Raw genomic sequence first — 23,774 nt, 5'->3', positions numbered from 1 at the left:
GGCTGAAAACCGGATGAAGTATCGATTGGAGATGTCAGGAAGCGGACAACGGTCCCTGCCTGAAGCTTTCAATGGCATCTTTGTAGCTCCGTCCGATTGGTATTTTGTTTGGCCCAAGCTCCACCATGCCGGGTAGCAAAGCCGTAATTTTCGCTAATGAAATAAGGTAGCCACGGTGGACCCGCAGAAATTGATCCTTTGGCAGCATGTCTTCCATTTGGCTGATTCGTTCTTTGATCGTCAGTTTGTCCTTTTCGCAATGCACAATCAGGTAGTCGCCAAAACTTTCAATGTAACGGATATCATTCAGTAAAATCTTGTGGTATTTTTTGTCGGCTTTCAGAAAAACATAGTCCTGATTGTTTCCCGCCGGAAGGGGCGACTGGTGGGGCGCGTTTTCTTGTATCCGTTGGTAAAAGCGATTCACGGCTTTGGAGAAACGAAGCAGCGAGATCGGCTTTAGCAGGTAATCGATTACGTCCAGTTCAAAGGCATCAACCGCATAATCGCGGTAAGCAGTGGTGAAAATTACTTTAGGCGCCTGGTTCAGGCTTTTCAGGAATTCGACGCCCGTTATTTGCGGCATCTGAATGTCCAGGAAAATCAAATCAACCCGGCATCGAGATAACAGTTCAATGGCTTCAATCGCGTTACTGCATTCTCCGACCAGCTTCAGGTTTTTAAATTCTGAAAGGTGATTTTTGATGACCCGTATCGCGATGGGCTCGTCATCAACAATCAGGCAGTTATATGTGAGCTCTTCCATTAAGTTACCTTGTTTTCGGTCGGTAATACATTCAGCGGGATTCGCAAATCCACTTCAAAGGTATCGGCTTTGTTCTCGATTTGCAAGTTGTGGTTGGGGTATAGCAATTCGAGCCGTTTCCTGACATTCTTCAGACCGATTCCCCGACTGTAATCATCGTCTTTTTCGCTTGCCGGGTTGCAGCTGTTCACCATATTTAAATGAAGAACAGCCTCATCGATGTTTAACTGAATTGTCACAAACGGATTGACAATTGACTTACTCACCCCATGTTTAAAAGCGTTCTCGAAGAAAGCCAGCAAAAGCATTGGTGCGATTTCAGTGTTCCCGGCTTCACCTTTGACTTGGAAATCAATTTTGATTTTTTGGGCATAACGAATCCGTTCAATCTCGATGTAATTCTTTAGATGTTCCACTTCGCTCGAAAGTTGTACCAACGGTTTGTTGCATTTGTACAGCATATAGTCCATCAGGTCCGAAAGTTTCAGTACCAATTCCGGGGCCAGATCCGATTTTTCAAGGGTTAGTCCGTACAGATTGTTCAGGGTGTTGAATAGAAAATGTGGATGGATTTGAGCACGGAGCAGTTTCAGCTCCGACTCCCGAAGTTTCAGTTCCGTTTCGAGTTGTTGATTCATCAACCGGGTGTTTTCTTTTTTCATCTCAAAGGCCCGCTTAACTTGTTCAATTGCAATAAAAGCGAGGATGACAAAGTAGAGTCCCACCAGCAGGAAAACAATGTCGAATGTTGAAGGATCAATTTTGTAGAGCTTGAAATCGCTGACAATGGTGAAGACAAATAAACTGATCAGGACCTCGAACCAAAGCGTGAAAATTAGCGTGTAAACGAGAAGCAGAATAAACCGGAAATACGCTGCTCTGTAAAGGAATTTGGGTATCAGGTAGTAATTCAAAAAATAGCTGGTAGCGATAGCCAACGGAAAGAGCATGGCTGAAAATGCGACTGTACTTTGGTAGTCGCGGTTTGCCCGGCCAAAGAAGAGCACAAAGAACAAATAGGAGATGATCCAAAAGAACAAATGCTGCCCGGTCTTGAGCATCGGGATTCCCTTTGTCGGCCATTGGTGAAGTTTGATTATTCCCATATTTTGTTGTTTCCAGACTGAAATTACCGGTTTTGCCGGATTCAACAAAACAATTATCGATGAACCGTTCAATTTTGATGGAATACAGCAAAAATGACGATCAAAATGAGACTTAAGCTCGAAGGCCCGTTGTATCTGTATGGTTTGCAGTTGTTGATCGACAAAATTCCGGCTTGTTTTCCGGAAGCTATAAATTAGATTATAATTTCTAAATTTAATCGTCATGAAAATTATTGATCTGTTTTACATGGGAGGCGCTTTGTTTATGGGTGCTATTACGGTTTGGACTATCGTTATGCTGGTTTTTGTGGTTCAAAAGATCGTTCAGATTTTCATTCAGCATAATTACACCAAAGCCGGACTTGACCTGATCCTTCTATTTGGAAGTCTAGCCTTTGTTACCGGAATACTTGGACAAGCAATCGGTTTGTTTATGGCTTTTAACGTCATTGAAGCCGCCGGAGATATTTCACCGGCATTGATTGCCGGAGGATTTAAAGTGAGTATGATCGCTCCTCTGTACGGATTTTTCGTCTTCATTTTTAGTTTGCTTGTTTGGGGACTTTTACGGGAATTCATGCTTCGAAAGAGCACATATTGAAAAGATGAATTTTTATTCAGTTTGAAATGACCGGTTTAATTGGGTGGAAAAGCCTCGAAATTGAACCGGTCATTTTTTGTGGCGTCAACTTTTCCTGAATTATATCGGAGATTACTAGCCGTCAATTTTGGGTAATTGACAGATAACCGTCATCTTTAGCCGTGCATTTGTTTTTCGATAAAGTAGGTGTAATTATTCAATACCCCAAAAACCAAAAAAGAAATGAATAAGTGGGCATTAGTAACCGGGGCGGCAAGTGGGCTCGGATTTGAATTTGCAAAGCTGTTGGCCAAAGACAACTTTAATCTTGTTTTGATTGACTTGCAGGAGCAAGCGTTGATTGAAAAAGAAATGGAATTGAAGGCGTCGTTTGCTGTGGAAATTAAAAGTTTCGCCTTTGACCTTGGTGTACAAGATGCTGCTCAAAGCGTATATCATGCTGTTGAAGATTTGAAAATTGAATTGGAGATGCTGGTTAATAATGCCGGTTTTGGGATGTTTGGAACCTTCGCATCAACAGATTGGGAGCGCGAAGAGAAAATGATTAACCTGCATGTTTACACGCCTACACAACTTGTTAAATTGTTCTTGCCTCAAATGCAGAAGCGAGATAGTGGCAAGATTTTGAACGTTTCTTCGCTAGCCGCTTTTCATCCTGGCCCACTGATGTGCATGTACTATTCCACAAAAGCTTACTTGCTTTCATTTTCAACGTCAGTGGCTACCGAATTAAAGGGAACAGGAGTAAGTATGACGGTACTGTGTCCGGGAATTACCAAAACCGGCTTCCAAAAAGCGGTTGGCTCTTCCGATCCCAAAATCAGTGTCAACATGGCGAGTGCCGAGCAAGTCGCCAGTTTTGGTTATAAAGCAATGATTAAAGGGAAAGTCTTGGCTGTTCCCGGCTTCATGAATAATTTTATTTTGTTTATACGTCGATTCGTCCCACTCACTTCGCAGGCCAAAATAGTAATGCGTATTCAGGAAAAGAACAGGCAAAAAAAGTAAAACGCGGTATCAGTAGCTGATTCTTTTTCGTAATTCTTCCAGTAAATACAGGTGCTTATTAAAGAAACGATTCCGTTCTTTTTCTCCACTATGACTGATCAAATTCGATCTCTGAATTAGATTGTTTAGGAATTCTTCCGCATTTGTACTGTATTTCTGACTTGTTGTTCGTAATAAATTCAGCGAATTGATAGCCAGATAGGTGATCTTCTTGTTGGCAACACTGACGACGATTAAGTTGTCGTTGTGTATTAATTCAGTCTCATAAAGGGTATATGAATTTTCGAGTCCTTCTGCAGGTCCGTCAATCAGATATTTAAAGCCTAATTGGGCTTGGTTTCGAAGATGTAATATCCATTTCTCTGCCTTATCAAGAATATTAAGGGCATCATCTTTATTTTTAAATAAGCCGGCAACCCAATAGTATTCGATCTGGCGCAGCGTGAGGATGAGCGTATTCTCGTTCCAAATTTCGGTGGAAGGAATGAGTGTTGCCACCTTGCAAAGCAGTTTCCCCATATCTAAGGTTTCCGAATCAGTATTATCAAACGAAAATCGCATATCCACATATTCCGGAAACTGGAAGACTGATTTTTCCCACAGAAACTCTTTGAATGCAACGATTTCAGGAAGTACAAAATAGTGGTAGATTGGAGGGTCTTTAGCCGAGTATAGAATGTGTTTTGTCGGTGCTTCTTTGATCCGGGTTAAGTCCGTTAGTATCATACTCACCCAGTCTTTAAAGCGAAAATTTTCATGATCCATCGCATGATGATCGAAGGTTATAAAGTTACTGTCAGGACAGCAAATGTTGTCAATCGACAAGCCGAAATGGTTACTGAGTTTAATCAGTTCATCGATGCCCAGAAACTTCTCACCGCGGATTCTCCGGTACGTGCTATCGTAACTCAAATCTAATATTTCGGAGAGGGTATGTACCAACGATTCGTTCGGTGATAGAATCAACTTTATTTTACTGAACAGGTCTTTTTGAATTTGAATATATTGATCCATTTATACATATATTGGATTCTTACAATTGGACAACATATTGTATTTACCGTAGTTTCAGCATAAGGTTTCAATCTTCAGCGACTCATCACTTATCATATCCATAAAATTTTGCAGGGAATGCCTCTGACGTTGATTGATGAATTAATGTTTTGCGTAAAGTAAGAATATTAAAAAAGACATATTGGTCTGATGTTGCAATTATTCCCAAATAAGGAAATAAACCGACTTCGAATTTGCAGAAAATGCAAATATCCGGCTATGTGGTTCTGATTTTCCGTAACGGGCCGGCTTACTCAGGTTGTAAATTTGATGTAAAGTCAGCGCATAAAATAGAATTGACTTATCAAAATGAATAAGTTTAAATAGTTCACTGTTATGAAAAGTTCAGGAAAAGGAATCAGAGTCAGGTTAAATTTAAAAGAACGGATAATTGTGGTCCTTAATCGTATTTTGACGATTAGGGATAGTCCAGAGCGTATTGCTAAGGGATTTGCCTTGGGGACCTTTATTGGAATGACTCCTTTTATAGGTTTTCAGCTGTTCATAGCCGTATTTATCGCTCGTTTGCTGAGCTGGAATAAGTTAGCTGCCGGTATAGCTGTGTTTCAAACCAACGTGCTCACCGGAACCTTTGTGTTCGGGTTCAATTTTATGCTTGGAGCACAAGTTTTAGGTCTGGAGCAGACAATCAACCTTTTTGAAAATCCGGACTTACTTTCCTTTTCAACAATCTTTGGTTCCGGTACCAGCATTCTTCTTGCATTTATCATTGGAGGTGTAATAACCGGAGTTCCTTCAGCATTGCTTGCTTTTCATCTCATCAAGCGGTGGCTAAACAAAAGACAAAACAAGTACAACCCCTTAAACACAGAGTCATGAAAACAACAGAGAATGAATATGCCTTAATTACAGGTGCCAGTAAGGGATTAGGCCGGGCGATTGCCTATGAATTGGCCGCACGAAAGATGAATCTGCTTTTGGTTGCCCTACCACAGGAGGGATTAACTGATTTGTGTGTGGAAATCAGGAATGAATTCCGGATTGAAGCTGATTGTTTGGAGGTAGACTTAACGCAGGCCGACTCAATTGCGATAATTGATCAATGGGTTGGAGACCGACCGGTGAGTATTCTCATAAACAATGCAGGAGTTGGAGGTTCGAAATCCTTCGAGTCCGTGGATAGTAACTATTTGAATACAATTATTGAGCTAAATATCCGGACGGTTTCCTTGTTGACATGGCGATTGCTGCCTAGATTGAGAAAGCAACGTGAAGCCTACATTTTAAATGTGTCAAGTATGGCATCATTTAGCCCGATTGCCTATAAAACTCTATATCCCGCCTCGAAAGCGTTTGTATACAATTTCTCCCGGTGTATGAGTGAGGAGCTGAAGGATACCGGAATCTTTGTCAGTGTTTTAAACCCGGGACCAATGCAAACCAATTCGGATGTTTGTGAACGGGTGAACCGGCAATCCAGAGTCGCAAGATTTGGATTAATGTCGGTCAGGCGAGTGGCTCGGATAGCGGTTCGGGATTTGTTTAGAAGGAAGAAAGTGATTATTCCGGGTATTTCGAATCAGATTTATCGGTTCCTGATGGCGGTTGTTCCTTCTCCAATTCGCATTCCATTGATTTCAAGCTTTGTGAAACGAGAAATCTCTCAGCTTCCCGGTTTGGCTTGTGTTGGCTCATATGATCGGTTAACCAGAAAAGGGGGATGATATGGATGCTATAATTGTTGTATTGATAGCTGCTGTTGATATTCTTCTTTATTCGCTTTTGTATCGGGCATTAAATGGAGGAGGGGAAGGATATCCACCAGACCGACGAGATAATGAAACGCAGGTATATGCCAGCCGAATAGCCGGGGTGATTTTCTTTGGATTGATCCCACTTGTTGCCATTGGTTGGATTTTGGACGGTCGGCTGACTGCTTTTGGATTTGTATTCGTCAATTCCAGAAAGGTGTTGAAGTGGATCGTGCCCGCAATCCTGTTGGTTGTTCCTGCTTGTATCCTGCAGTCGAAATCAGCGGGTAACCTGAAACAATATCCGCAAATAAGGATTCTAAATTGGAATTTCAGAATATTCTTTTCGAGTGCCTTAACATGGATGGCTTATTTGTTGAGTTATGAGTTCTTTTTCAGAGGCGTCTTGTTGTTTGCCTGTTGGAATGCTCTGGGGCTTGAATGGGCAATCGCTGTTAATGTGGTTTTTTATGCCCTGGCCCATATTCACAAAGGGCGCTTCGAGGTCATCGGTTCAATTCCCTTAGGAGCGGTACTATGCCTGTTGACGGTTTATACCGGCTCGTTTTGGATGGCATTTTTCATCCATGCCAGCATCGCTCTGACCAACGAGTGGGCCTCGTTGTATTTTTCAAAACAAATTCATTTTCGGCCTTTCGGAGAAAGTGAAACGATTTAAAAAAGAAGATAGCTATGAAAGTTGCTGTTACAGGAGCAAGTGGTTTGGTTGGGAGTCAATTGGTCAAGGCATTGACAGCCCAGGGATATCGGGTAAACGCCTTGGTTCGTCGCCAGGGAAAAACACCGGAGCTTAAACACCCGATGGTAAAAGAGGTTGTTGGCAACCTGTCGGATCAGCTGGCTCTTGACCGATTGGTTGAGGGCTGTGAGGTTGTGTATCATCTGGCGGCCTGTGCAAAAATGTGGGCAAAAGAGGATGATTTATTTTACCGGGTGAATGTTTTGGGGACTTACAATTTGGTAAGTGCAGCCAAAGATGGCGGAGTAAAGAAATTTGTGTACACTTCAACTGCCGGTAAATACGGACCATCTCTAGCACAGGTGATAACTGAGGAGACAAGCCGTTCGGTTGATTATCTGACAGAGTACGAAAAAACGAAGGACGAGGCTGAGCATGTCGTACGGGAGGCAGCATGCGATGGGTTTGAAGTCTTCATTTTAAACCCAACCCGTGTATTCGGCCCCGGCTTGCTTAGTGAAAGTAACGGGGTTACCCGAATGGTGAAAATGTATGTTGAAGGTCGGTTCCGTTTTATACCGTGCAATGGCAAGAGTATTGGGAATTACGTTTTTATTGACGATGTAATTGCCGGCCACCTGATGGTGTTGGAGCGAGGGCAATCCGGCGAGAATTACATACTGGGAGGTGAGAACTGCAGTTTTAATGAATTCTTCGATTTGCTGAATCGACTGACCGAAATCCGGATTCGAATGATTCACCTGCCATATGTTTTTCTGTGGTTAATCGCCTCGTTTTTCGAGATGGTGACGAAGGTGACTAGTCGACCGCCTCTGATTACAAAAAAATGGCTCAAACGGTTCTTGTATAACTGGGAAGTATCAAGTCAAAAAGCTCACAGGACCCTGGGCTATACGATTACTCCCCTCGATGTGGGTCTGCAGAAAACAATTGCCCGACTTGATCAGTGCAGGGTAGTTCAGTAACCTTAAAATGAAAATGTCATGTTAGCAAAATATGTATTGGTGTTGATGATCTTTTGGCACTTTTCTGCCAGTGCAGAAGAAGGTGATAGGAACGAAGCGGAGGCATGGACTTGCATCCTGACATCAGACGACATCACCCATTATGAGCGTTGGGTAGATATAGGAAACGATATCCGTGTGCGTGAGCGACGAATAGAAATGACCGTGAATTGCTCTTTTGAACGGGCTTTGAAATTCCTGAGTCAGCCACAAAATACGAAGAAATGGATGAGCGGTGTCTCTCGGGTTAGCTCATTGGACACAATTGTGGCGGTTAAAGGAGATTGTCAGTATGCCTATACTATAATGGATCTGCCTTGGCCATTGAAGGATCAGGATTTGGTAACGCGGCAGGAACGAATTGATCTCAGCGAAGATCACTCGAGGATTGTAATTGTAAGTGAGGACAATCTTATTCCGGAAAAGAGGAAAAAGAAAAGGATTAAAGACTATCAGGCCAGGTGGGAAATTACCCGGTTGGAGGCAAATCGGGTACAGATAATTTTTGAAGTGTGCTGTCACATGCCTCCCCAAGTACCGCGTAGCCTACAAGATCCGGTAGTGAAGCATATCTTCAGGAAGGACTTTGCTACACTGAAAGACTTGTTAGCCGCGATTAATTAACGGGATTGGGAATTGTGCAAAGCGGTTTTCTTGTACCATTCTACAAAATTGCGGACGCCGTCCTCAAAAGAATATTGCGGGTTATAACCTAACATGCTTTTAGCCTTCTCAATATTGGCATAGGTAATATCTACATCGCCAGCCTGCATTGGAAGTTGTTTGATGATGGCTTTTTCGCCGGTCGCTTTTTCAATGGCGGAAATCATAGCGGTTAACTTCACCGGTTTATTATTGCCAAGGTTGACGATTTCGTATACTTTCTCGTGCTCAAAAAGGTAATTCAACGCTCCGCATATTCCGTTAACGGTGTCTTCAAAATAGGTGTAGTCGCGTGAAGAGCTACCATCGCCAAACATGGGGATTTCCTCTTTATTTATGATCAACTTCGTGAATTTATGAATTGCCAGATCCGGTCGTTGACGAGGGCCAAAAACAGTGAAAAAACGCATGTTGATGATATCCAGATCATAAAGCGAGTGATACGTATATGTTGCTAGCTCGCACGCTTTCTTTGTAAAGGCATAGGGTGAGATTGGATTACTCACGTCCTGTTTTTCGTGAAAAGGAATTTCCTTGGTATTCCCATAAACGGAGGAAGACGAGGCAAAAGCCATTTTTCGGATTCCACGTTTACGCATCATCTCCAGAATGTTCTGAGTGGCAGTTATATTTGCTTTGGTGTAAGAGTGCGGAGCGGCAATTGAAGGGCGTACACCGGCTTTTCCAGCTAAGTGTACAATGGCTTCGATTGGAATAGCCGAAAGGTGTTTTTCCATTTCCGGGCCATCTATTAAATCCAGTTCGAAGAATTGAAAAGATGGGTTTTCCAGAAATGATCTCATGTTGCGCTCTTTTACATTGCGATCGTAGAAAGGATCAAAATTATCAATCCCCACAATTTGATGACCATCACTTAATAATCGTTCAGTTAAATGAGATCCAATGAACCCCGCGCAACCTGTAACAAGAATAATTGCCATATTGAAATTGCTATTTAATTTTCCCTGAGATTCGGGCAATGAGCTTATTAATAACCGGCACATCCATCCGGGAAAATAAACTCTTTTTATTATAGTGAATTAAAATATTACGAAGATACACAAACATGCCGAAACTATGTGCAGCTAACAGCACCGGATCTAGGCGAAAAATACCGTAGATGAAATTCATAATGGAGCCACAAATACTGATAATCCAGAAGCCAACGGGTAGGATAGATTCTTTTTTATTTTCAGAATAAATCCATTGGTAGAAAAAGCGAGAGATGAATGTAACCTGTGCGGCAATTCCCCAAAACATGAGTAGGGGCGGGTTTTTTTCGTTGTTGAAAAAAGTAGCTAACGAGTAATTTGTTCCGAAAAACAAATAGGAAAGAATTGCAATTGGGGTAATGATGATAAAAATCCGCAGGATTAATGACATTGACCTCCAGTCATTTTTGAGCTGGATATTTCGCACGTAAATGAAATAAACCAGGATTTGACCAATTAAGATAGCGGCATCTTGACGTAAGATCCCATAGGTCAGCATCAATATAGAACCAAGTAGGCTAATCTTCCAAAACAAGGTCGGTGAGAGTACTTTACCTTCGTGTTCCGATTTAAACCATTGAACAATCGTACGACCAAAAAACAGGATTTGAGCAATAAATCCAATTGAAATAATCAGGAAGTGATCCATCTCCATAACTTCTTTTTGCCCTGCAAATATACTGGAATATTATTCCCGATAATTTAAATAGCTGATTTTTGCAAAATCCTCTTGTTCGCTAACATTAGTTTAAAGTTTCCTAACGCTTTAGGCTGGCAGTAATTGTTCCCAAAAATTGAATATCTTTGCGCAAAATCACATTGGGAAAATCGGCTAATAGAATTTTGAAAATTAACCAGATGAAGAACATCCGCAATTTTTGCATTATTGCCCATATCGATCACGGGAAGAGTACTTTAGCAGATCGCTTACTGGAAATTACAAAGACAGTGAGTGAACGAGATATGCATGCTCAGGTGTTGGATAGTATGGATCTAGAGAAGGAGAGAGGAATCACCATTAAGAGTCATGCCATACAGATGGATTATGAGCAAGATGGTGAAAAATATGTATTGAACTTGATTGATACTCCGGGACACGTTGACTTCTCGTACGAAGTTTCCCGTTCAATAGCTGCTTGTGAAGGAGCCTTGCTGATTATCGATTCAACGCAAGGGATTCAGGCGCAGACCATTTCAAACCTCTACCTGGCCATTGAACATGATTTGGAAATTATTCCGATCCTAAATAAAATGGACCTTCCTAACGCCATGCCCGAAGTTGTGGAAGATCAGATTATTGACTTGATTGGTTGCGACCGCTCCGATATAATAAGGGCAAGTGGTAAAACCGGCGAAGGCGTTCAAGATATTTTGGAACGTATTGTCAAGAGTGTTCCAGCGCCTGTAGGAGACCCTGAGGCACCGTTACAAGCGCTGATTTTTGACTCCGTGTTCAATCCGTTTCGGGGAGTGATTGCTTACTTTAAAGTTTTAAACGGAACGATTCGGAAAGGAGAAATGGTTCGGTTCGTCAACACGAAAAGAAATTACGATGTTCAGGAGATAGGTGTACTTCGCCTGGGGCTTGAGCCACGAAATACATTGAGCACAGGAGATGTGGGCTACATTATTTCGGGGATTAAAACAGCAAAAGAAGTAAAAGTTGGTGATACCATTACCCATAAAGACCGGCAGTGTGAAAAGGCAATCGAAGGATTCGAGGAAGTAAAGCCGATGGTATTTGCCGGTGTTTACCCCATCGACTCTGACGATTACGAGGATCTGCGTGCTGCGATGGAAAAGTTGCAGTTGAACGATGCCTCCCTGACTTACGAGCCGGAATCATCAGCAGCATTGGGCTTTGGTTTCCGGTGTGGTTTCCTGGGAATGTTGCACATGGAAATTATTCAGGAACGTTTGGATCGCGAATTTGATATGAACGTGATTACTACAGTTCCCAACGTTTCGTACCTGGTACATACGACCGATGGCGAAGTCACGCACGTTTATAACCCCAGTGGCTTGCCTGCAGCGAATAAAATAAACGAGATTGAAGAACCATTTATTCGTGCACAGATTATTACCAAGTCCGATTTCATTGGGCAGGTGATGAGTTTGTGTATGGACAAACGCGGATTGCTGACCAAACAGGAGTACTTGACGGCTGAAAGGGCTGAGCTGACTTTTGATATGCCGCTGGGTGAAATCGTTTTTGATTTCTATGATAAGTTGAAATCCATTTCGAAAGGTTATGCATCTTTCGACTATCATATGATTGGCTTTAGACCAGCCAAATTAGTTCGTTTGGATATTTTACTGAACGGTGAAATGGTGGACGCTCTGTCCTCTCTTATTCACTTCGATAATGCTTACAATTTAGGACGTCGGATGTGTGAAAAACTCAGAGAGTTGATTCCGCGCCAACAGTTTGATATTGCTATTCAGGCAGCTATTGGTGCAAAAATTATTGCCCGTGAAACCATCAAGGCCGTGCGGAAAGATGTTACAGCCAAGTGTTATGGTGGTGACATTACCCGGAAACGGAAGCTGCTGGAAAAACAGAAAAAAGGAAAGAAACGAATGAAGCAGGTTGGTAATGTTGAGGTACCTCAAAAAGCTTTCCTTGCGGTACTGAAGCTAGACTAAGATTGAATTTAGTATAACATCAAAATACAAAAATCCGTTCCTCCAGAGCGGATTTTTTTTGTGATTGAAATCCAACACGCGTTTTATCTTAAATAAACGAGAATGATTATTTAGAAATGCAATCAAAATGTATCGGGAATAGTCAAATATGTCGTATTTTCATCGTTGTAGCTCCCGGCTTTAATTCAGCACAAAATTTTAAACAGGATTTATTATGGAAATGGATCTCAGTCTTTTGATTGATATTGTTATCATCTTTGCCTTGTCAACCTCGGTTAATTATTTGTTTACCAAAATCAAAATTCCAACGATTATTGGTTACTTGGTTACAGGAGTGGTTGCGGGTCCGTATGCGCTTGGAGTAATCCGTGAACCGCATTCTATCGAGTTGATGGCAGAGATTGGGGTTGTGCTGTTGATGTTTACGATCGGGTTGGAGTTTTCGATTAATCACCTGTTTAAAATCCGGAAGGTTGTCTTTGTTGGTGGTTTCATGCAGCTGCTGTTAACCGCCGGAATTACGTTGTTGATTGCCCGGTTGTACAACATCGACTGGCCTGGTGCTCTGTTCGTGGGTTTTCTGACCGCCTTGAGTAGTACAGCTGTCGTTCTGAAACTAATGCAAGAGCGCTCTGAAATAACGTCAAATTACGGACGGACGGTTGTCGGGATCCTTATTTTTCAGGATATAATCCTGATTCCATTGCTGCTTTTGACACCTATGCTGGCCGGTGAAAGTGGTGACCAATCGAATGAACTTCTGTTACTCTTAGGGAAAACTGTTGTTTTGGTTGGGTTGGTGTATGTTGGCAATCGTTGGCTTATGCCAAAGGTTCTGCAAATGGTCGCTCATACCAAAAATCAGGAACTCTTTATGATGAGTATCTTTGTTATTTGCTTGTCCGTTGCGTTATTGACTGCACAAATGGGAATCTCGCTGGCTTTTGGTGCCTTCCTGGCAGGCCTGATGATTTCCGATTCGGAGTACAGCCACAATGCTTTCGGACACCTGATTCCATTTAGGGATACATTTACCAGTTTCTTTTTTGTTAGTATCGGGATGTTATTGAATCTCGGCTTTGTAGTTGAGAATCCAATTCTGGTATTTGGTACGGTGCTCCTGGTGTTGGTTTTGAAGACGGTAATTGCCGGAGGCACAGCTTTTGTCCTTGGACACACTTTCAGGGGAACAGTGATGGTTGGTTTTGCCTTGTGCCAGGTTGGTGAATTCTCGTTTATTCTGGCTCAAAGTGGCATGAAGTATCAAATTATAGCCGAAGAATATTACCAGCTATTTTTGGCTGTGGCTATTATCAGTATGTCGGTTACTCCGATACTCATTATGGGGTCGCGGCGGGTTGCCAATTTGCTGTTAAAGTTGCCCCTTCCTGAAGTGTTGGTTGAAGGTTTGTTCCCCCTTCCACAGATTGAAGTTCCGGCCTATAAGAACCATGTCGTTTTCATAGGTAAGGATTCCCGGGCTGTTAACTTATCAGTCATGGCCAAGTACGTCAACCTACCGTATATTTCTATCATATTCGATCCGGGGATTGTGAAAAAATTGCAGGAAAAGGGAGAAACCGTTATTTACGGCGATGCAATAAATGAACCTATTCTGGAAAAGGCGCACATCAACACGGCGGATGTCGTGGTGATTTCGGTTGGAAACCTGATTACGGCGATGTCAGTTATTGAGAAGATTCGCCATTTGAATCCGCATGTTTTTATCATCGTTCGTACCAAACATGTTTTTGATGTTGATGAGCTTTACCGGATTGGAGCGAACCAGGTTATTCCCGAAGAATTTGAAACAGCAATTGATTTGTTCGAGAAAGTGTTGAATAAGCGTTTGGTGCCGAAAAGGGAGATTAATCGGCTAATTGCGAAAATAAGGGACGATCATTATGGTATTTTTCGGGACGAAAGTGATGATTCCAATCAGATATTTAAGGAGTTGCCAAATTTGGATATTATTGCGTTGAAAGTGCGGGAAGCTTCTGAGGTGATTGGTAAGAGTATCAAAGATATTCAGTTCCGGAAAGTTTATGGTGTGACGTTGGTTGCCATTTTGCGCAACGAAAAATTGATTGAGCATCCCGAGCCCAAATGTGTTTTAGAGGAAAATGATATCGTGTACATTATGGGACGATCAGAGCAAATCACCAGGGCCTTCGATTTATTTGGGAAAGACGAACAATCCTAGGCAACTAGTTTGGAGCAAAAAAATCCCGGTTGTCCGGGATTTGTCGTTTGTATGATTGGTTGCTATCACAAAATCAGTTTGTAACCTTTACCATGCACATTGATGATCTCAACGGCTGGTTCTTCTTTCAGGTGCTTGCGAAGTTTAGTGATGTAAACATCCATGCTTCGGGCATTGAAATAGTTGTCGTCTATCCAAATCGTTTTTAAGGCGAAATTGCGTTCCAGAACCTTATTGGCATTGTTACACAGCAAACGAAGAAGTTCCGATTCTTTCGTCGTTAGTTTGACATTTTCTTCCTTCTCTTCGTTGGACAATACCTGTTTGCGGGGGTCGAATGTAAAGCGTCCTAATTTGAAAATAGCTTGTTCTGTTCCGCTTTTGTTTCCTTCCTGCGCTGTCCTTCTTAATATAGCTTCAATGCGGAAGATTAGCTCTTCCATACTGAATGGCTTGGTGATATAATCATCTGCACCAGTTCTAAATCCCTCTAATACATCTTCTTTCAGGTTTTTGGCTGAAAGGAAAATAATTGGAATGTCCTGATTGATCAGACGGATGTCACGAGCCACGGAGATGCCATCTTTTTTAGGCATCATTATATCCAGAATGCATAAATTATATTCGCTCTTTTTGAAACCGGCATAAGCCAATTCTCCATCTCCGAACAAGTCGGTATCGAATCCTTTGGCAATTAAATATTCTTTTAAAAGTAAACCGAGATTTTCATCATCTTCGGCCAATAAAAGTTTTGCTTTTGTTTCCATGTTCTTTCATATTAAGCGGGAAGTAAATGATGAATTTCGTTCCCTTATTAACTATACTTTCTACCTTGATCTTCCCTTGGTGCGAGTCGATTATTTTTTTGACATAGCTCAAGCCCAATCCAAAACCTTTTACATCGTGCACATTGCCGGTTGGGACACGGAAGAATCGTTCAAATATTTGGTCAAGATGCTCTTTCGGAATACCAATTCCGTTATCTTTTATAGACACCAGTAAATAGTTGCCTTTATTTTCTGTTTTGATCGAAATATGGGGTTCTCCCTTGCTGTATTTAACGGCATTGTCCAGCAGGTTAAAAATGACATTGGTAACATGCACCTCATCGCCTTTTATTAAATCCTGGTCTGCCAATAGCTCAGCATCAAGCTTTCCGCCCTTGTTTTTCACCCTAAGTTCAAAGTTAATAATAACATTACTAACTAAATCATTAAAGTGAAACTCTTTGAACTTTAGTTTAAGACGTCCTTCATTGAATACTGCCATTTGCAGGACTTTCTCAACCTGAAAGCTGAGTCGTTTACTTTCCTGCAGAATAATATTTGAAATATGCTCGATCGTTCGCTGGGTATTTGAGACACTGTTGTCGTGAAGCATCTGACTCGCCAGTGAGATCGTTGAAATTGGCGTCTTCAACTCGTGAGTCATGTTGTTAATGAAATCATTTTTGATAATAGAAAGCTTTTTCTGCTTCAGGATAATCAATATGGTATAAACAAAAATTGCGATCAGCATGAAGGTCAGAATGGCTGTTGGTATGACCATAAAGCCGGTTGCTTTCAGCAAAAATGTATCTCTTTTGGGGAAGTAAACCCGCAAATAGTTCGGCTTTAGCTCTCCGATATCGCGAGGAAACAGCACATCTTTATATTCTTTTCGGTTAGCGGGGGCATAGTCTTTATCACCAAAAACGAATTGTTCTTCCCCCATGGGGAATGATTTTACCGCATATTTAAAATCCAGCTGAATCCCGGTATCTCGAAATTCATCGCGTAGGTAATGTTCCAGCATTTTCTGGTCGATCCGATCTTTTAGAGGTAGCTCTGAAAAGAATTTCTGGTTCTGCATAACCCGGTAAATTCTCGCTCGTTCATCAACTTTCCGTTCGTATTCTTGCTGGAAATAGCTATCGTAGTCGTGGAACATGTCAAAGGCTGAAGGGAACTCACCCGGTCTTCCTCTTTCAGTTTGCGCTTTTGCAGTGGTATCGGTGTAAATTGTAATCTCTTCGTTATAAACATTGCCGGATCCGTTTTTTTGGTAGAAACGAAGTGAAAAGCTGGCTTTTCCCTGCCCCCTGTTTTGAGGAACGAAATTGCCATTTCTGCCCATGTTCGGAAAAAGAGTACTACCCGTTGACGAGGAAGAATAGCCCGAATTTGAAATGCGGTTCATTTCTTCCCGTTCCAGTCGTTCGATCACTTGTCGTAGCGCACGACTGACAGTTTGATCAAATTGTTCTTCCCGAATATCAAAAGCTTTTTTGATGGAATTGGATTGGACCAGAATCAGGCTGGTCATGACCAATGCCATTAAAACAATAAGGCTGATGATTATCTTTCTACTCATATCGGCAAATATAGCTTTAAAAATATAGCTTAAATTACTACTTAACACAATTTAACACAGACTGAAAATCTGGCTATTAGGGCTAAAATAGTGTACTTAAAATCGTTAACAGGCTTTAACATTTGTTTACATGTACGACCAATCTGAATATCTATCTTTGAAGTGTAGAAAGCAAAAGACAATTTTCTTTTTACAATTTGGGGTTTAACTGAGTTTTAACAAGGTGAATTTAGGTTTTGGTTTTGCGGGGTCAGGGGACCCCGCAAATTTTTCATTCCTACTTCATTTTTTCTCAGAATGAGTCCGGGTCGATAGTTTTCAAATGCTCAATAGCTTTCCGCGAAGCATTTTGTTGCGATTCTTTCTTCGAACTTCCTTCTCCCTGCCCAATGGGCTCCTCGTCAGTTGTAATGACTGTTATAAAACTAGGATTCCGGTTGTCACCGGCGAGATGTTCCGTCGTTTCGAAATTAATTTCCTTTTTATTCTTCTGACTCCACTCTATCAACTGGCTCTTAAAGTTCCTGTTGGTGTGCTGAACTTCTTTCAGGTTGACGTAATTCGCCAGTAACTTTTTCGTAATAAACTCTCTTGTGCGTTCATAGCCTTTGTCAAGGTAAAGCGCTCCAATTAGTGCTTCGAATGCATCGCCGTAAATATGACTGTTTTCTATTGTCGAATTGGTGTTCGACTTGATGTAATTGTTGAGTCCGATTTGGTAAGTGAGCTCGGTTAGAAAGCTTCTGTTGACGAGTTTTGACCTCATTTGAGTGAGGAAGCCTTCGTCTTGATTTGGAAAGCGGTTGTATAAAAATTCGGCAATAACAGATCCTAAGATAGCATCGCCTAAATATTCAAGTCGTTCATTATTAACCAGATTTCGTTGCGAATCCAGTTTTGAAGCCGACTTGTGAATCAGCGCTGTTTCGTATAAGTCGATGTTGCTGGGAGAATAACCAAACAACGATTTTAAAAACAAATAAAACTCTTTTCGTGGTGTTGAAAAGAGTTTTATTTTTTGTACGAATGATCGTATCACGTTATCAGTATTTCTTAAAAATTACTGAAGCATTATGACCTCCAAATCCGAATGTGTTGCTAAGAGCGTACTTAATTTGACGTTCTTTTGCCACGTTGAACGTGAAATCGAGTTTAGGATCAATTTCAGGATCGTCGGTGAAATGGTTAATGGTTGGAGGAATAATTCCATTTTGCAATGCCAGGATTGATGCGATGCCTTCGATAGCACCAGCTGCACCTAAAAGGTGACCTGTCATTGATTTTGTGGAACTGATGCTTAACTTATAGGCATGATCGCCAAAACATGCTTGAATTGCTTTTGGCTCAGCAATGTCTCCCAGAGGAGTAGAGGTACCGTGAACATTGATATAATCAATATCTTCAGCTTTTATACCGGCATCTTCCAAGGCCCATTTCATGACCAGTGAAGCACCTTTCCCTTCTGGATCAGGGGCAGTCATATGGTAGGCGTCTGCTGACATCCCCCCGCCTACAAATTCAGCGTAAATTTTTGCTCCTCGGGCTTTGGCGTGTTCGTACTCTTCAAAAATCAGAGCAGCTGAACCCTCACCCATAACAAACCCATCGCGGTCCTTGTCGAAAGGACGAGATGCAGTTGCCGGATCATCATTACGTGTTGAAAGTGCACGCATAGAATTGAAACCACATAAACCAGCTTCGTTGATTGCTGCTTCCGAACCTCCTGTAATAAATAAATCTGCTTTTCCCATACGAATATAATTGAACGCCTCAATCATAGCGTGAGATGCCGAAGCACAAGCTGATACAGTCGTGAAGTTCGGACCGCGAAAGCCATAGCGGATAGATAATAATCCACCAGCTATGTTCGCAATCATTTTAGGAATAAAGTAAGGATTAAATTTAGGACGTGAAAGGTCGTAAGCTCTAACTTCTTCGTAAAAAGTTTGCAAACCACCAATTCCGGCTCCCCAAATTACACCAGCACGGTCTTTGTCCAATGTTTCCAGATCTAATCCGGAATCGTCGATCGCTTGTTGTGATGATGCAAATGCATAGAGTGTATATGGGTCGTGTTTACGAACCTCTTTTTTCTCAACATAAACTGTTGGATCAAAGTTTTTTAACTCACATGCAAATTGAGTTTTGTGAAGATCGCTGTCCATACGAGTAATGCGAGCGGCTCCACTAACTCCATTTTTAAGCCCTTCCCAATATTCCTGTACAGAATTACCAAGCGGGTTAACGGTTCCAAGTCCGGTAATAACTACCCGTTTAAATTCCATAAAATTTTGTTCTGATTTATTACTTTTTATTAGCCTCGATATGAGCGATAGCTTCCCCTACAGTTGAAATCTTTTCAGCTTGATCGTCTGGGATAGCCAAATCAAATTCTTTTTCAAATTCCATGATCAATTCTACAGTATCCAAAGAATCTGCGCCAAGGTCATTTGTGAAAGAAGCTTCAACGGTTACTTCGCTTTCGTCAACTCCTAATTTGTCGACAATAATTGCCTTTACTTTAGATGCAATGTCAGACATAGTTCTAATTTTAAGTTAATATTCAATTTTGTTTTTAAAAAATCGGTGCAAAGTAATAAATTTACCCAAAATATTTCAAAGAAAAATTGAAATAAATCGTTGATTTGGCTGGCTTGTTTTGAATTGACCAAGCTATAATTGAACAGGTTAGTCTAAAGTTCAAAAAATACATTATAACGAATTTTTTTATGAAAAGAATCGCCATTTTTGCTTCAGGTTCAGGCACTAATGCAGAAAACATTATTGAGTATTTTAAGAGTAGCAGAGACATCTTCGTTGATTCGCTGTGGTCAAACAATGAAGATGCTTATGCCCTTATTCGTGCAGAGAAGTTAGATGTGGAGACTTTCACCTTCGATAAGGATGATCTCTACCGGAGTATTGAGGTTCTGGAAACCTTAAGCGATCGCAAGATTGACATGATTGTATTGGCCGGTTTCTTGTGGTTGATGCCGGTAAATCTGACCGGCGAGTTTACGACTATTAATATACACCCGGCACTTCTACCGAAATACGGAGGAAAAGGCATGTACGGTAGGTACGTCCACGAAGCAGTAATAAAAAACAAAGAGAAGGAAAGCGGAATTACCATTCATTACGTAAATGAACGCTATGATTCGGGAAGTATTATTTTTCAATCCAAGTGTCCTGTGGTGGCGACAGATACTCCGGAAAGCCTTGCTGAGCGAATTCATCAGCTTGAATATGAACATTACCCGAGGGTAATTGAGGAGGTTTTGCTGAAGGAAGACGATGAAAGTGATTTTTAGTTTTTGATCGTTCCCTATGTACTATATATATAAGTTCCTAAACTAATCGAGCAAATTTATGGAAGATCTAGCAGTTGGCACCCGTGTGAAACATCCGGTTTACGGTGAGGGTATAGTAAGTCGTTCTCACCTGACAATTTATGAGATATTCTTCGAACGTAGCGGCAAAATGGAATTGACCAAGTACAATGCCGATATTGAAATCGTCAGTTCGCCGGACGAGAAACCACGGACAGGCTTATCTTTAGAAGAGGTTGAGAAAGCATTAACTTATGTGTTGGATAAATACCAGGGCTTGAATTATGCCGTGTCGATTGCAGATAAATGGAAGGGGGGGACACTGGACATGAAACCTGCGAATCCGGAATTGCAGTCGAAAGAAATACCCATGGAGACCTTCTTTCATAAAATTGTGATGCTGCGTGACCGACTTCGTGTGCTGGAACAGAATATTAACAGTCATCCGAAGTTGGATGATGAAGATAAAGTGCAGTTACAACAATACATTACCAGGGCTTATGGCAGCCTCACTACGTTTAATGTATTGTTTGCTGAAAAAGAAGACTATTTTAGAGGACAATCGAAGTAGCTTGCTAAGCTAAATCACGGTTAAAACATTCGTCCGATCAAGTATATCATATCAACTTACTCGCTGAATTGTAGTGTTTGCTAAGAGTGAGTTGATATTATGAAAGAATCAGGGGTGTTGAAACATGTCGTTCTGCTTGTTTCGGGTTTGGCGGCGTTGTCGCGGCGAGTAATTCTTACTAAAAAGCGGCTTGAGTTTATTAGTCATTCGGTAGCTGCTTCCGCAACAGTCGTTCGTATAGAACAGGGGTGAGTTGACATTCTCAAAGGGAAAGAGGCAACGGCTTTGTTATTATTTGCGAGCGGCTGAATCCCATGGATAAAGTGATTTATCTGTTTAAAAGTGTTCCCCTGTTTTTTGATCCTTTAACTTTTCTTTCGGAAAAGCAGGTCCCGGTTTGGATCGATCCGGTCTTCCCGGATAAACATTATCATGTAGATTTGTCGTTTTTGCCTCCAATGGCCTGAACCTTTACCTGATAATATTGTTTGATTCCCCACAATAGTCATTCCCTGACTTTTGTCTTCGTTTTTAATGCAAAAGAATAGTCAACTTTGTCAAAAATTTATAATTTATGTCCAATCCGAAATTAGCTGAGTTTATTAAGGGCTTGCCCAAGGCCGAATTGCATGTGCATATTGAAGGAACACTGGAGCCAGAATTGTTATTCGAACTTGCTAAGCGTAATCATATTAAGCTAAAATACCCCACTGTTGAAGCTTTGAAAGAGGCTTATTCATTCAATAACCTACAGGATTTTTTGGATATTTATTACGAAGGTGCCAATGTGCTGCAAACCGAACAGGATTTCTATGATCTGACTTGGGCTTATTTGCAAAAAGCAAAAGCACAGGGGATTGTTCATGCTGAAATCTTTTTCGATCCACAAACGCACACAGCCCGCGGAATTGATTTTGCTACAGTAATTAACGGTATTTGTAGGGCGCTTCAGGATGGTGAAAAGCAATTGGGTGTAACGAGTAAGTTGATCATGTGCTTCTTGCGTCATTTGGTCGAGCTTTCTGCTTTCCGTACGTTGGACGATGCTTTACCTTTTAAAGAGCAAATTGCAGGGGTCGGACTCGATTCATCGGAACGCGGCAACCCGCCTTCTAAATTCGCAAACGTCTTTTCGAAAGCACAAGCGGAAGGGTTTAAATTGGTGGCTCATGCCGGTGAAGAAGGAACCTCGGATTATGTCCGCGAGGCTATCGATACCTTGAAAGTGGATCGCATTGACCATGGAAACGCGTCTGTAAATGACGAACATCTTCTTGAGGTTTTAAATGCAAAAAGGATTCCACTAACCATATGCCCCTTGTCGAACAAAGCATTGAAAGTAGTTGAGAATTTGGAATGTCATCCCCTGAAAAAAATGCTTCATAAAGGCCTTTTGGTAACTGTCAACTCGGATGACCCTGCTTATTTTGGTGGATATGTGAACGAAAATTACGAAGCTGTGTCGAAAGCGCTGATGCTAGGCCAGGACGAATTGGCTCAATTGGCAAAGAACTCCATTGATGGGAGTTTTCTGACAGCGGCTGAAAAAGAAAAATATTTGAATTCGATTGAGCACTACTGTGCGTCATTTGTATAGATTATGGGAATTTTTTTGAAAAGGGCGTCTTCGACAGAAGGCGCCCTTTTTATTTTATAATTCTATAGCAGGACACCAAAGGATAGCCATCCGGGTTAGTTTTTTTTATTTTGTATTACAAACCAAAAAATGAAATCTAATTTATGGCTATTTCTGTATTTTCTAAATTTCCCAAACCGGAACAGATGATGGCTTCGGTGGATGATTACGATCAGAAAATCCTGCAGGTAAACGGGCATTTTCACACGCCATATTCTTTCAGCGCTTTTACCGAAATCAGGCAGCCTTTTGATATGGCTCACCATGAAAATGTAAAGGTGCTGGGGATAAACGACTTTTACACCACGGACGGATATGAAGAATTTAGTGCATTAGCGAAAGGTTCGCTGGTCTTCCCCTTGTTTAATATCGAATTCATGTCCTTGCAAAAAGATTTGCAGGCTAAAGGGGTTCGGGTGAACGATCCAAACAACCCCGGACGTACTTATTTTAGTGGGAAAGGATTACAATTTCCTGTCCATTTAAATGCTGCGATGGTTGACCGTTTGTTCCAGGTGCAGGACGAGAGTAATCGGCAGACCGCTCAGATGATCGATAAACTCAACAGTTTTTTAAAGGAACTGGGTGTTGATATTGCATTCTCATTTGAAGAGATGATGGCAAAATATGCGAAAAACCTGTTACGCGAGCGACATATTGCTAAAGCATTGCGGGAAGCCGTGGTTGAAGCCTTCCCGGACGAAGCCAATCAAAAAGCTTTTTTTGTCAAGTTGTTTTCCGGGAAAGAACCCAAATCAGCGATGACTGATTTTGCAGGTCTTGAAAATGAAATTCGCGGTAATTTGCTGAAAGCAGGAGGTCGGGCTTTCGTGCCGGAGGATGACAAAGCATTTCTCAGTCTCAACCAGGTTATCGAGTTAATTATTCAGGCCGGCGGAATCCCCTGTTATCCTGTGTTGCTGGATAATCCCAAAGGAGAATTTACCGATTTTGAAGGCGATTACGAAAAACTGTACGAGCAGTTGGTAGCCAAAAAAGTCTATATGTTGGAGTTGATTCCTGGCCGTAATAAACCGGAGATTCTCGAAGAGTTCGTGAATTTCTTCAATGAACGAGGCTTTGTAATCACGTTCGGTACCGAGCATAATACGCCGCAGTTGGATCCAATTACTGTTTATGATGGAGCTGGAGCTGAGTTAAGTCCTGCGATGAAAAAAGTGGGTTACGATGGAGCCTGCGTTATTGCTGCTCATCAGTATTTGGTTTCCAAAGGTAAACGCGGTTATCTCAAAAAGTCGGGAGAAGCCAGGGTTGACAAACGAGCTGAGTTTGTAGCTTTGGGGAATGCCGTTATCAAACATTTTATAGCTTAATAAATCTACTAAAATCAAACGAATCGAATTCAGGAAACCATGTTGCCATGTTGAGTACTGGATTTTGTAAGCTCGAA

Annotated in this window: 23 protein-coding genes; 13 read left to right on the top strand and 10 right to left on the bottom strand. The window is 41.5% G+C overall.

The genetic code is table 11. The features are described 5' to 3' along the window. Positions 1 to 34: 34 nt before the first annotated feature. Positions 35 to 766 (bottom strand): LytR/AlgR family response regulator transcription factor, encoded by a 732-nt coding sequence (locus tag GJV22_RS04335; RefSeq protein ID WP_163709189.1) that lies wholly within the window; start codon positions 764 to 766, stop codon positions 35 to 37. Continuing rightward, positions 766 to 1,872, bottom strand: a complete 1,107-nt coding sequence (locus tag GJV22_RS04330) for a sensor histidine kinase (protein WP_163709186.1) — start codon at positions 1,870 to 1,872, stop codon at positions 766 to 768. Before GJV22_RS04330 ends, GJV22_RS04335 begins: the two co-directional genes overlap by 1 nt. 223 nt (positions 1,873 to 2,095) lie before the next feature. Between GJV22_RS04330 and GJV22_RS04325 the strand changes: the two genes are divergently transcribed. Both GJV22_RS04325 and GJV22_RS04320 read left to right on the top strand, forming a co-directional pair. Next, complete coding sequence (locus GJV22_RS04325) at positions 2,096 to 2,473, top strand: MotA/TolQ/ExbB proton channel family protein (RefSeq protein ID WP_163709183.1); 378 nt, start codon at positions 2,096 to 2,098, stop codon at positions 2,471 to 2,473. 222 nt (positions 2,474 to 2,695) lie between these two features. Further along, positions 2,696 to 3,481 carry an SDR family NAD(P)-dependent oxidoreductase gene (locus GJV22_RS04320; RefSeq protein WP_163709181.1) on the top strand — a complete coding sequence of 262 codons (786 nt, stop codon included), beginning with the start codon at positions 2,696 to 2,698 and terminating at the stop codon, positions 3,479 to 3,481. Positions 3,482 to 3,490: 9 nt separating this feature from the next. Here the strand turns inward: GJV22_RS04320 and GJV22_RS04315 are convergent, their stop codons facing one another. Next, positions 3,491 to 4,495, bottom strand: coding sequence for a hypothetical protein (locus GJV22_RS04315; RefSeq protein WP_163709178.1), 1,005 nt, complete (start codon positions 4,493 to 4,495; stop codon positions 3,491 to 3,493). A gap of 375 nt (positions 4,496 to 4,870) precedes the next feature. Between GJV22_RS04315 and GJV22_RS04310 the strand changes: the two genes are divergently transcribed. From GJV22_RS04310 to GJV22_RS04290, 5 genes are read left to right on the top strand one after another with little or no spacing between them, the layout of a single operon-like run. Then, positions 4,871 to 5,374 (top strand): DUF2062 domain-containing protein, encoded by a 504-nt coding sequence (locus tag GJV22_RS04310; RefSeq protein WP_163709176.1) that lies wholly within the window; start codon positions 4,871 to 4,873, stop codon positions 5,372 to 5,374. After that, positions 5,371 to 6,219 (top strand): SDR family NAD(P)-dependent oxidoreductase, encoded by an 849-nt coding sequence (locus tag GJV22_RS04305; protein ID WP_163709174.1) that lies wholly within the window; start codon positions 5,371 to 5,373, stop codon positions 6,217 to 6,219. Before GJV22_RS04310 ends, GJV22_RS04305 begins: the two co-directional genes overlap by 4 nt. A gap of 1 nt (position 6,220) precedes the next feature. Further along, complete coding sequence (locus GJV22_RS04300) at positions 6,221 to 6,925, top strand: CPBP family intramembrane glutamic endopeptidase (protein WP_163709171.1); 705 nt, start codon at positions 6,221 to 6,223, stop codon at positions 6,923 to 6,925. Positions 6,926 to 6,939: 14 nt separating this feature from the next. Continuing rightward, a complete protein-coding gene (locus tag GJV22_RS04295; RefSeq protein ID WP_163709169.1) occupies positions 6,940 to 7,932 on the top strand; it encodes an NAD-dependent epimerase/dehydratase family protein in 993 nt (330 codons plus the stop codon). A gap of 18 nt (positions 7,933 to 7,950) precedes the next feature. Further along, positions 7,951 to 8,595 carry an SRPBCC family protein gene (locus GJV22_RS04290; RefSeq protein ID WP_163709166.1) on the top strand — a complete coding sequence of 215 codons (645 nt, stop codon included), beginning with the start codon at positions 7,951 to 7,953 and terminating at the stop codon, positions 8,593 to 8,595. Here GJV22_RS04290 and GJV22_RS04285 read toward each other — a convergent pair. Both GJV22_RS04285 and GJV22_RS04280 read right to left on the bottom strand, forming a co-directional pair. Beyond that, a complete protein-coding gene (locus tag GJV22_RS04285) occupies positions 8,592 to 9,575 on the bottom strand; it encodes a GDP-mannose 4,6-dehydratase (protein WP_163709163.1) in 984 nt (327 codons plus the stop codon). The genes GJV22_RS04290 and GJV22_RS04285 overlap by 4 nt on opposite strands. A gap of 10 nt (positions 9,576 to 9,585) precedes the next feature. Continuing rightward, positions 9,586 to 10,281, bottom strand: coding sequence for a lipid-A-disaccharide synthase N-terminal domain-containing protein (locus GJV22_RS04280; RefSeq protein WP_205461746.1), 696 nt, complete (start codon positions 10,279 to 10,281; stop codon positions 9,586 to 9,588). Between the two features lie 203 nt (positions 10,282 to 10,484). Here GJV22_RS04280 and lepA point away from each other — a divergent pair, with 203 nt between their 5' ends. Further along, the gene (lepA, locus tag GJV22_RS04275) at positions 10,485 to 12,272 is read left to right on the top strand and encodes a translation elongation factor 4 (RefSeq protein WP_163709161.1); all 1,788 of its coding nucleotides are present in this window, start codon (positions 10,485 to 10,487) and stop codon (positions 12,270 to 12,272) included. 214 nt (positions 12,273 to 12,486) lie between these two features. Next, positions 12,487 to 14,475 carry a cation:proton antiporter domain-containing protein gene (locus GJV22_RS04270; RefSeq protein WP_238480274.1) on the top strand — a complete coding sequence of 663 codons (1,989 nt, stop codon included), beginning with the start codon at positions 12,487 to 12,489 and terminating at the stop codon, positions 14,473 to 14,475. A gap of 65 nt (positions 14,476 to 14,540) precedes the next feature. Here GJV22_RS04270 and rprY read toward each other — a convergent pair whose 3' ends face one another. The 5 genes from rprY to GJV22_RS04245 form a co-directional block, all read right to left on the bottom strand. Next, a complete protein-coding gene (gene rprY / locus GJV22_RS04265) occupies positions 14,541 to 15,242 on the bottom strand; it encodes a response regulator transcription factor RprY (RefSeq protein WP_163709158.1) in 702 nt (233 codons plus the stop codon). Beyond that, complete coding sequence (locus GJV22_RS04260; protein WP_163709155.1) at positions 15,205 to 16,827, bottom strand: sensor histidine kinase; 1,623 nt, start codon at positions 16,825 to 16,827, stop codon at positions 15,205 to 15,207. Before GJV22_RS04260 ends, rprY begins: the two co-directional genes overlap by 38 nt. A 292-nt stretch (positions 16,828 to 17,119) precedes the next feature. Then, a complete protein-coding gene (rnc, locus tag GJV22_RS04255) occupies positions 17,120 to 17,866 on the bottom strand; it encodes a ribonuclease III (RefSeq protein WP_163709152.1) in 747 nt (248 codons plus the stop codon). A gap of 4 nt (positions 17,867 to 17,870) precedes the next feature. Next, entirely contained in the window at positions 17,871 to 19,112 is a 1,242-nt protein-coding gene (gene fabF / locus GJV22_RS04250; RefSeq protein WP_163709144.1) for a beta-ketoacyl-ACP synthase II, read from the bottom strand. A 19-nt stretch (positions 19,113 to 19,131) separates the two neighbouring features. Next, positions 19,132 to 19,368, bottom strand: a complete 237-nt coding sequence (locus tag GJV22_RS04245) for an acyl carrier protein (protein ID WP_163709141.1) — start codon at positions 19,366 to 19,368, stop codon at positions 19,132 to 19,134. Positions 19,369 to 19,556: 188 nt separating this feature from the next. Between GJV22_RS04245 and purN the strand changes: the two genes are divergently transcribed. From purN to GJV22_RS04225, 4 genes are all read left to right on the top strand, one after another. Continuing rightward, positions 19,557 to 20,138, top strand: a complete 582-nt coding sequence (purN, locus tag GJV22_RS04240; protein ID WP_163709138.1) for a phosphoribosylglycinamide formyltransferase — start codon at positions 19,557 to 19,559, stop codon at positions 20,136 to 20,138. Positions 20,139 to 20,196: 58 nt separating this feature from the next. After that, positions 20,197 to 20,727, top strand: a complete 531-nt coding sequence (locus GJV22_RS04235; RefSeq protein ID WP_163709135.1) for a hypothetical protein — start codon at positions 20,197 to 20,199, stop codon at positions 20,725 to 20,727. A gap of 574 nt (positions 20,728 to 21,301) precedes the next feature. Continuing rightward, entirely contained in the window at positions 21,302 to 22,324 is a 1,023-nt protein-coding gene (locus GJV22_RS04230) for an adenosine deaminase (RefSeq protein ID WP_163709132.1), read from the top strand. A 143-nt stretch (positions 22,325 to 22,467) separates the two neighbouring features. After that, positions 22,468 to 23,697 (top strand): hypothetical protein, encoded by a 1,230-nt coding sequence (locus GJV22_RS04225; protein ID WP_205461745.1) that lies wholly within the window; start codon positions 22,468 to 22,470, stop codon positions 23,695 to 23,697. The last annotated feature ends 77 nt before the right edge of the window (positions 23,698 to 23,774 follow it).

It is taken from the genome of Mangrovibacterium lignilyticum, assembly GCF_010882175.1.
GTDB lineage: Bacteria > Bacteroidota > Bacteroidia > Bacteroidales > Prolixibacteraceae > Mangrovibacterium > Mangrovibacterium lignilyticum.
The sequence above is the reverse complement of the archived record's forward strand: the minus strand, read 5'-3'. Positions and strand labels throughout refer to the sequence as shown.

Coding starts and splice junctions, on each gene's coding strand:
- GJV22_RS04335 (WP_163709189.1), bottom strand. CDS start 766: ATGGAAGAGCTCACATATAACTGCCTGATTGTTGATGACGAGCCCATC.
- GJV22_RS04330 (WP_163709186.1), bottom strand. CDS start 1,872: ATGGGAATAATCAAACTTCACCAATGGCCGACAAAGGGAATCCCGATG.
- GJV22_RS04325 (WP_163709183.1), top strand. CDS start 2,096: ATGAAAATTATTGATCTGTTTTACATGGGAGGCGCTTTGTTTATGGGT.
- GJV22_RS04320 (WP_163709181.1), top strand. CDS start 2,696: ATGAATAAGTGGGCATTAGTAACCGGGGCGGCAAGTGGGCTCGGATTT.
- GJV22_RS04315 (WP_163709178.1), bottom strand. CDS start 4,495: ATGGATCAATATATTCAAATTCAAAAAGACCTGTTCAGTAAAATAAAG.
- GJV22_RS04310 (WP_163709176.1), top strand. CDS start 4,871: ATGAAAAGTTCAGGAAAAGGAATCAGAGTCAGGTTAAATTTAAAAGAA.
- GJV22_RS04305 (WP_163709174.1), top strand. CDS start 5,371: ATGAAAACAACAGAGAATGAATATGCCTTAATTACAGGTGCCAGTAAG.
- GJV22_RS04300 (WP_163709171.1), top strand. CDS start 6,221: ATGGATGCTATAATTGTTGTATTGATAGCTGCTGTTGATATTCTTCTT.
- GJV22_RS04295 (WP_163709169.1), top strand. CDS start 6,940: ATGAAAGTTGCTGTTACAGGAGCAAGTGGTTTGGTTGGGAGTCAATTG.
- GJV22_RS04290 (WP_163709166.1), top strand. CDS start 7,951: ATGTTAGCAAAATATGTATTGGTGTTGATGATCTTTTGGCACTTTTCT.
- GJV22_RS04285 (WP_163709163.1), bottom strand. CDS start 9,575: ATGGCAATTATTCTTGTTACAGGTTGCGCGGGGTTCATTGGATCTCAT.
- GJV22_RS04280 (WP_205461746.1), bottom strand. CDS start 10,281: ATGGAGATGGATCACTTCCTGATTATTTCAATTGGATTTATTGCTCAA.
- lepA (WP_163709161.1), top strand. CDS start 10,485: ATGAAGAACATCCGCAATTTTTGCATTATTGCCCATATCGATCACGGG.
- GJV22_RS04270 (WP_238480274.1), top strand. CDS start 12,487: ATGGAAATGGATCTCAGTCTTTTGATTGATATTGTTATCATCTTTGCC.
- rprY (WP_163709158.1), bottom strand. CDS start 15,242: ATGGAAACAAAAGCAAAACTTTTATTGGCCGAAGATGATGAAAATCTC.
- GJV22_RS04260 (WP_163709155.1), bottom strand. CDS start 16,827: ATGAGTAGAAAGATAATCATCAGCCTTATTGTTTTAATGGCATTGGTC.
- fabF (WP_163709144.1), bottom strand. CDS start 19,112: ATGGAATTTAAACGGGTAGTTATTACCGGACTTGGAACCGTTAACCCG.
- GJV22_RS04245 (WP_163709141.1), bottom strand. CDS start 19,368: ATGTCTGACATTGCATCTAAAGTAAAGGCAATTATTGTCGACAAATTA.
- purN (WP_163709138.1), top strand. CDS start 19,557: ATGAAAAGAATCGCCATTTTTGCTTCAGGTTCAGGCACTAATGCAGAA.
- GJV22_RS04235 (WP_163709135.1), top strand. CDS start 20,197: ATGGAAGATCTAGCAGTTGGCACCCGTGTGAAACATCCGGTTTACGGT.
- GJV22_RS04230 (WP_163709132.1), top strand. CDS start 21,302: ATGTCCAATCCGAAATTAGCTGAGTTTATTAAGGGCTTGCCCAAGGCC.
- GJV22_RS04225 (WP_205461745.1), top strand. CDS start 22,468: ATGGCTATTTCTGTATTTTCTAAATTTCCCAAACCGGAACAGATGATG.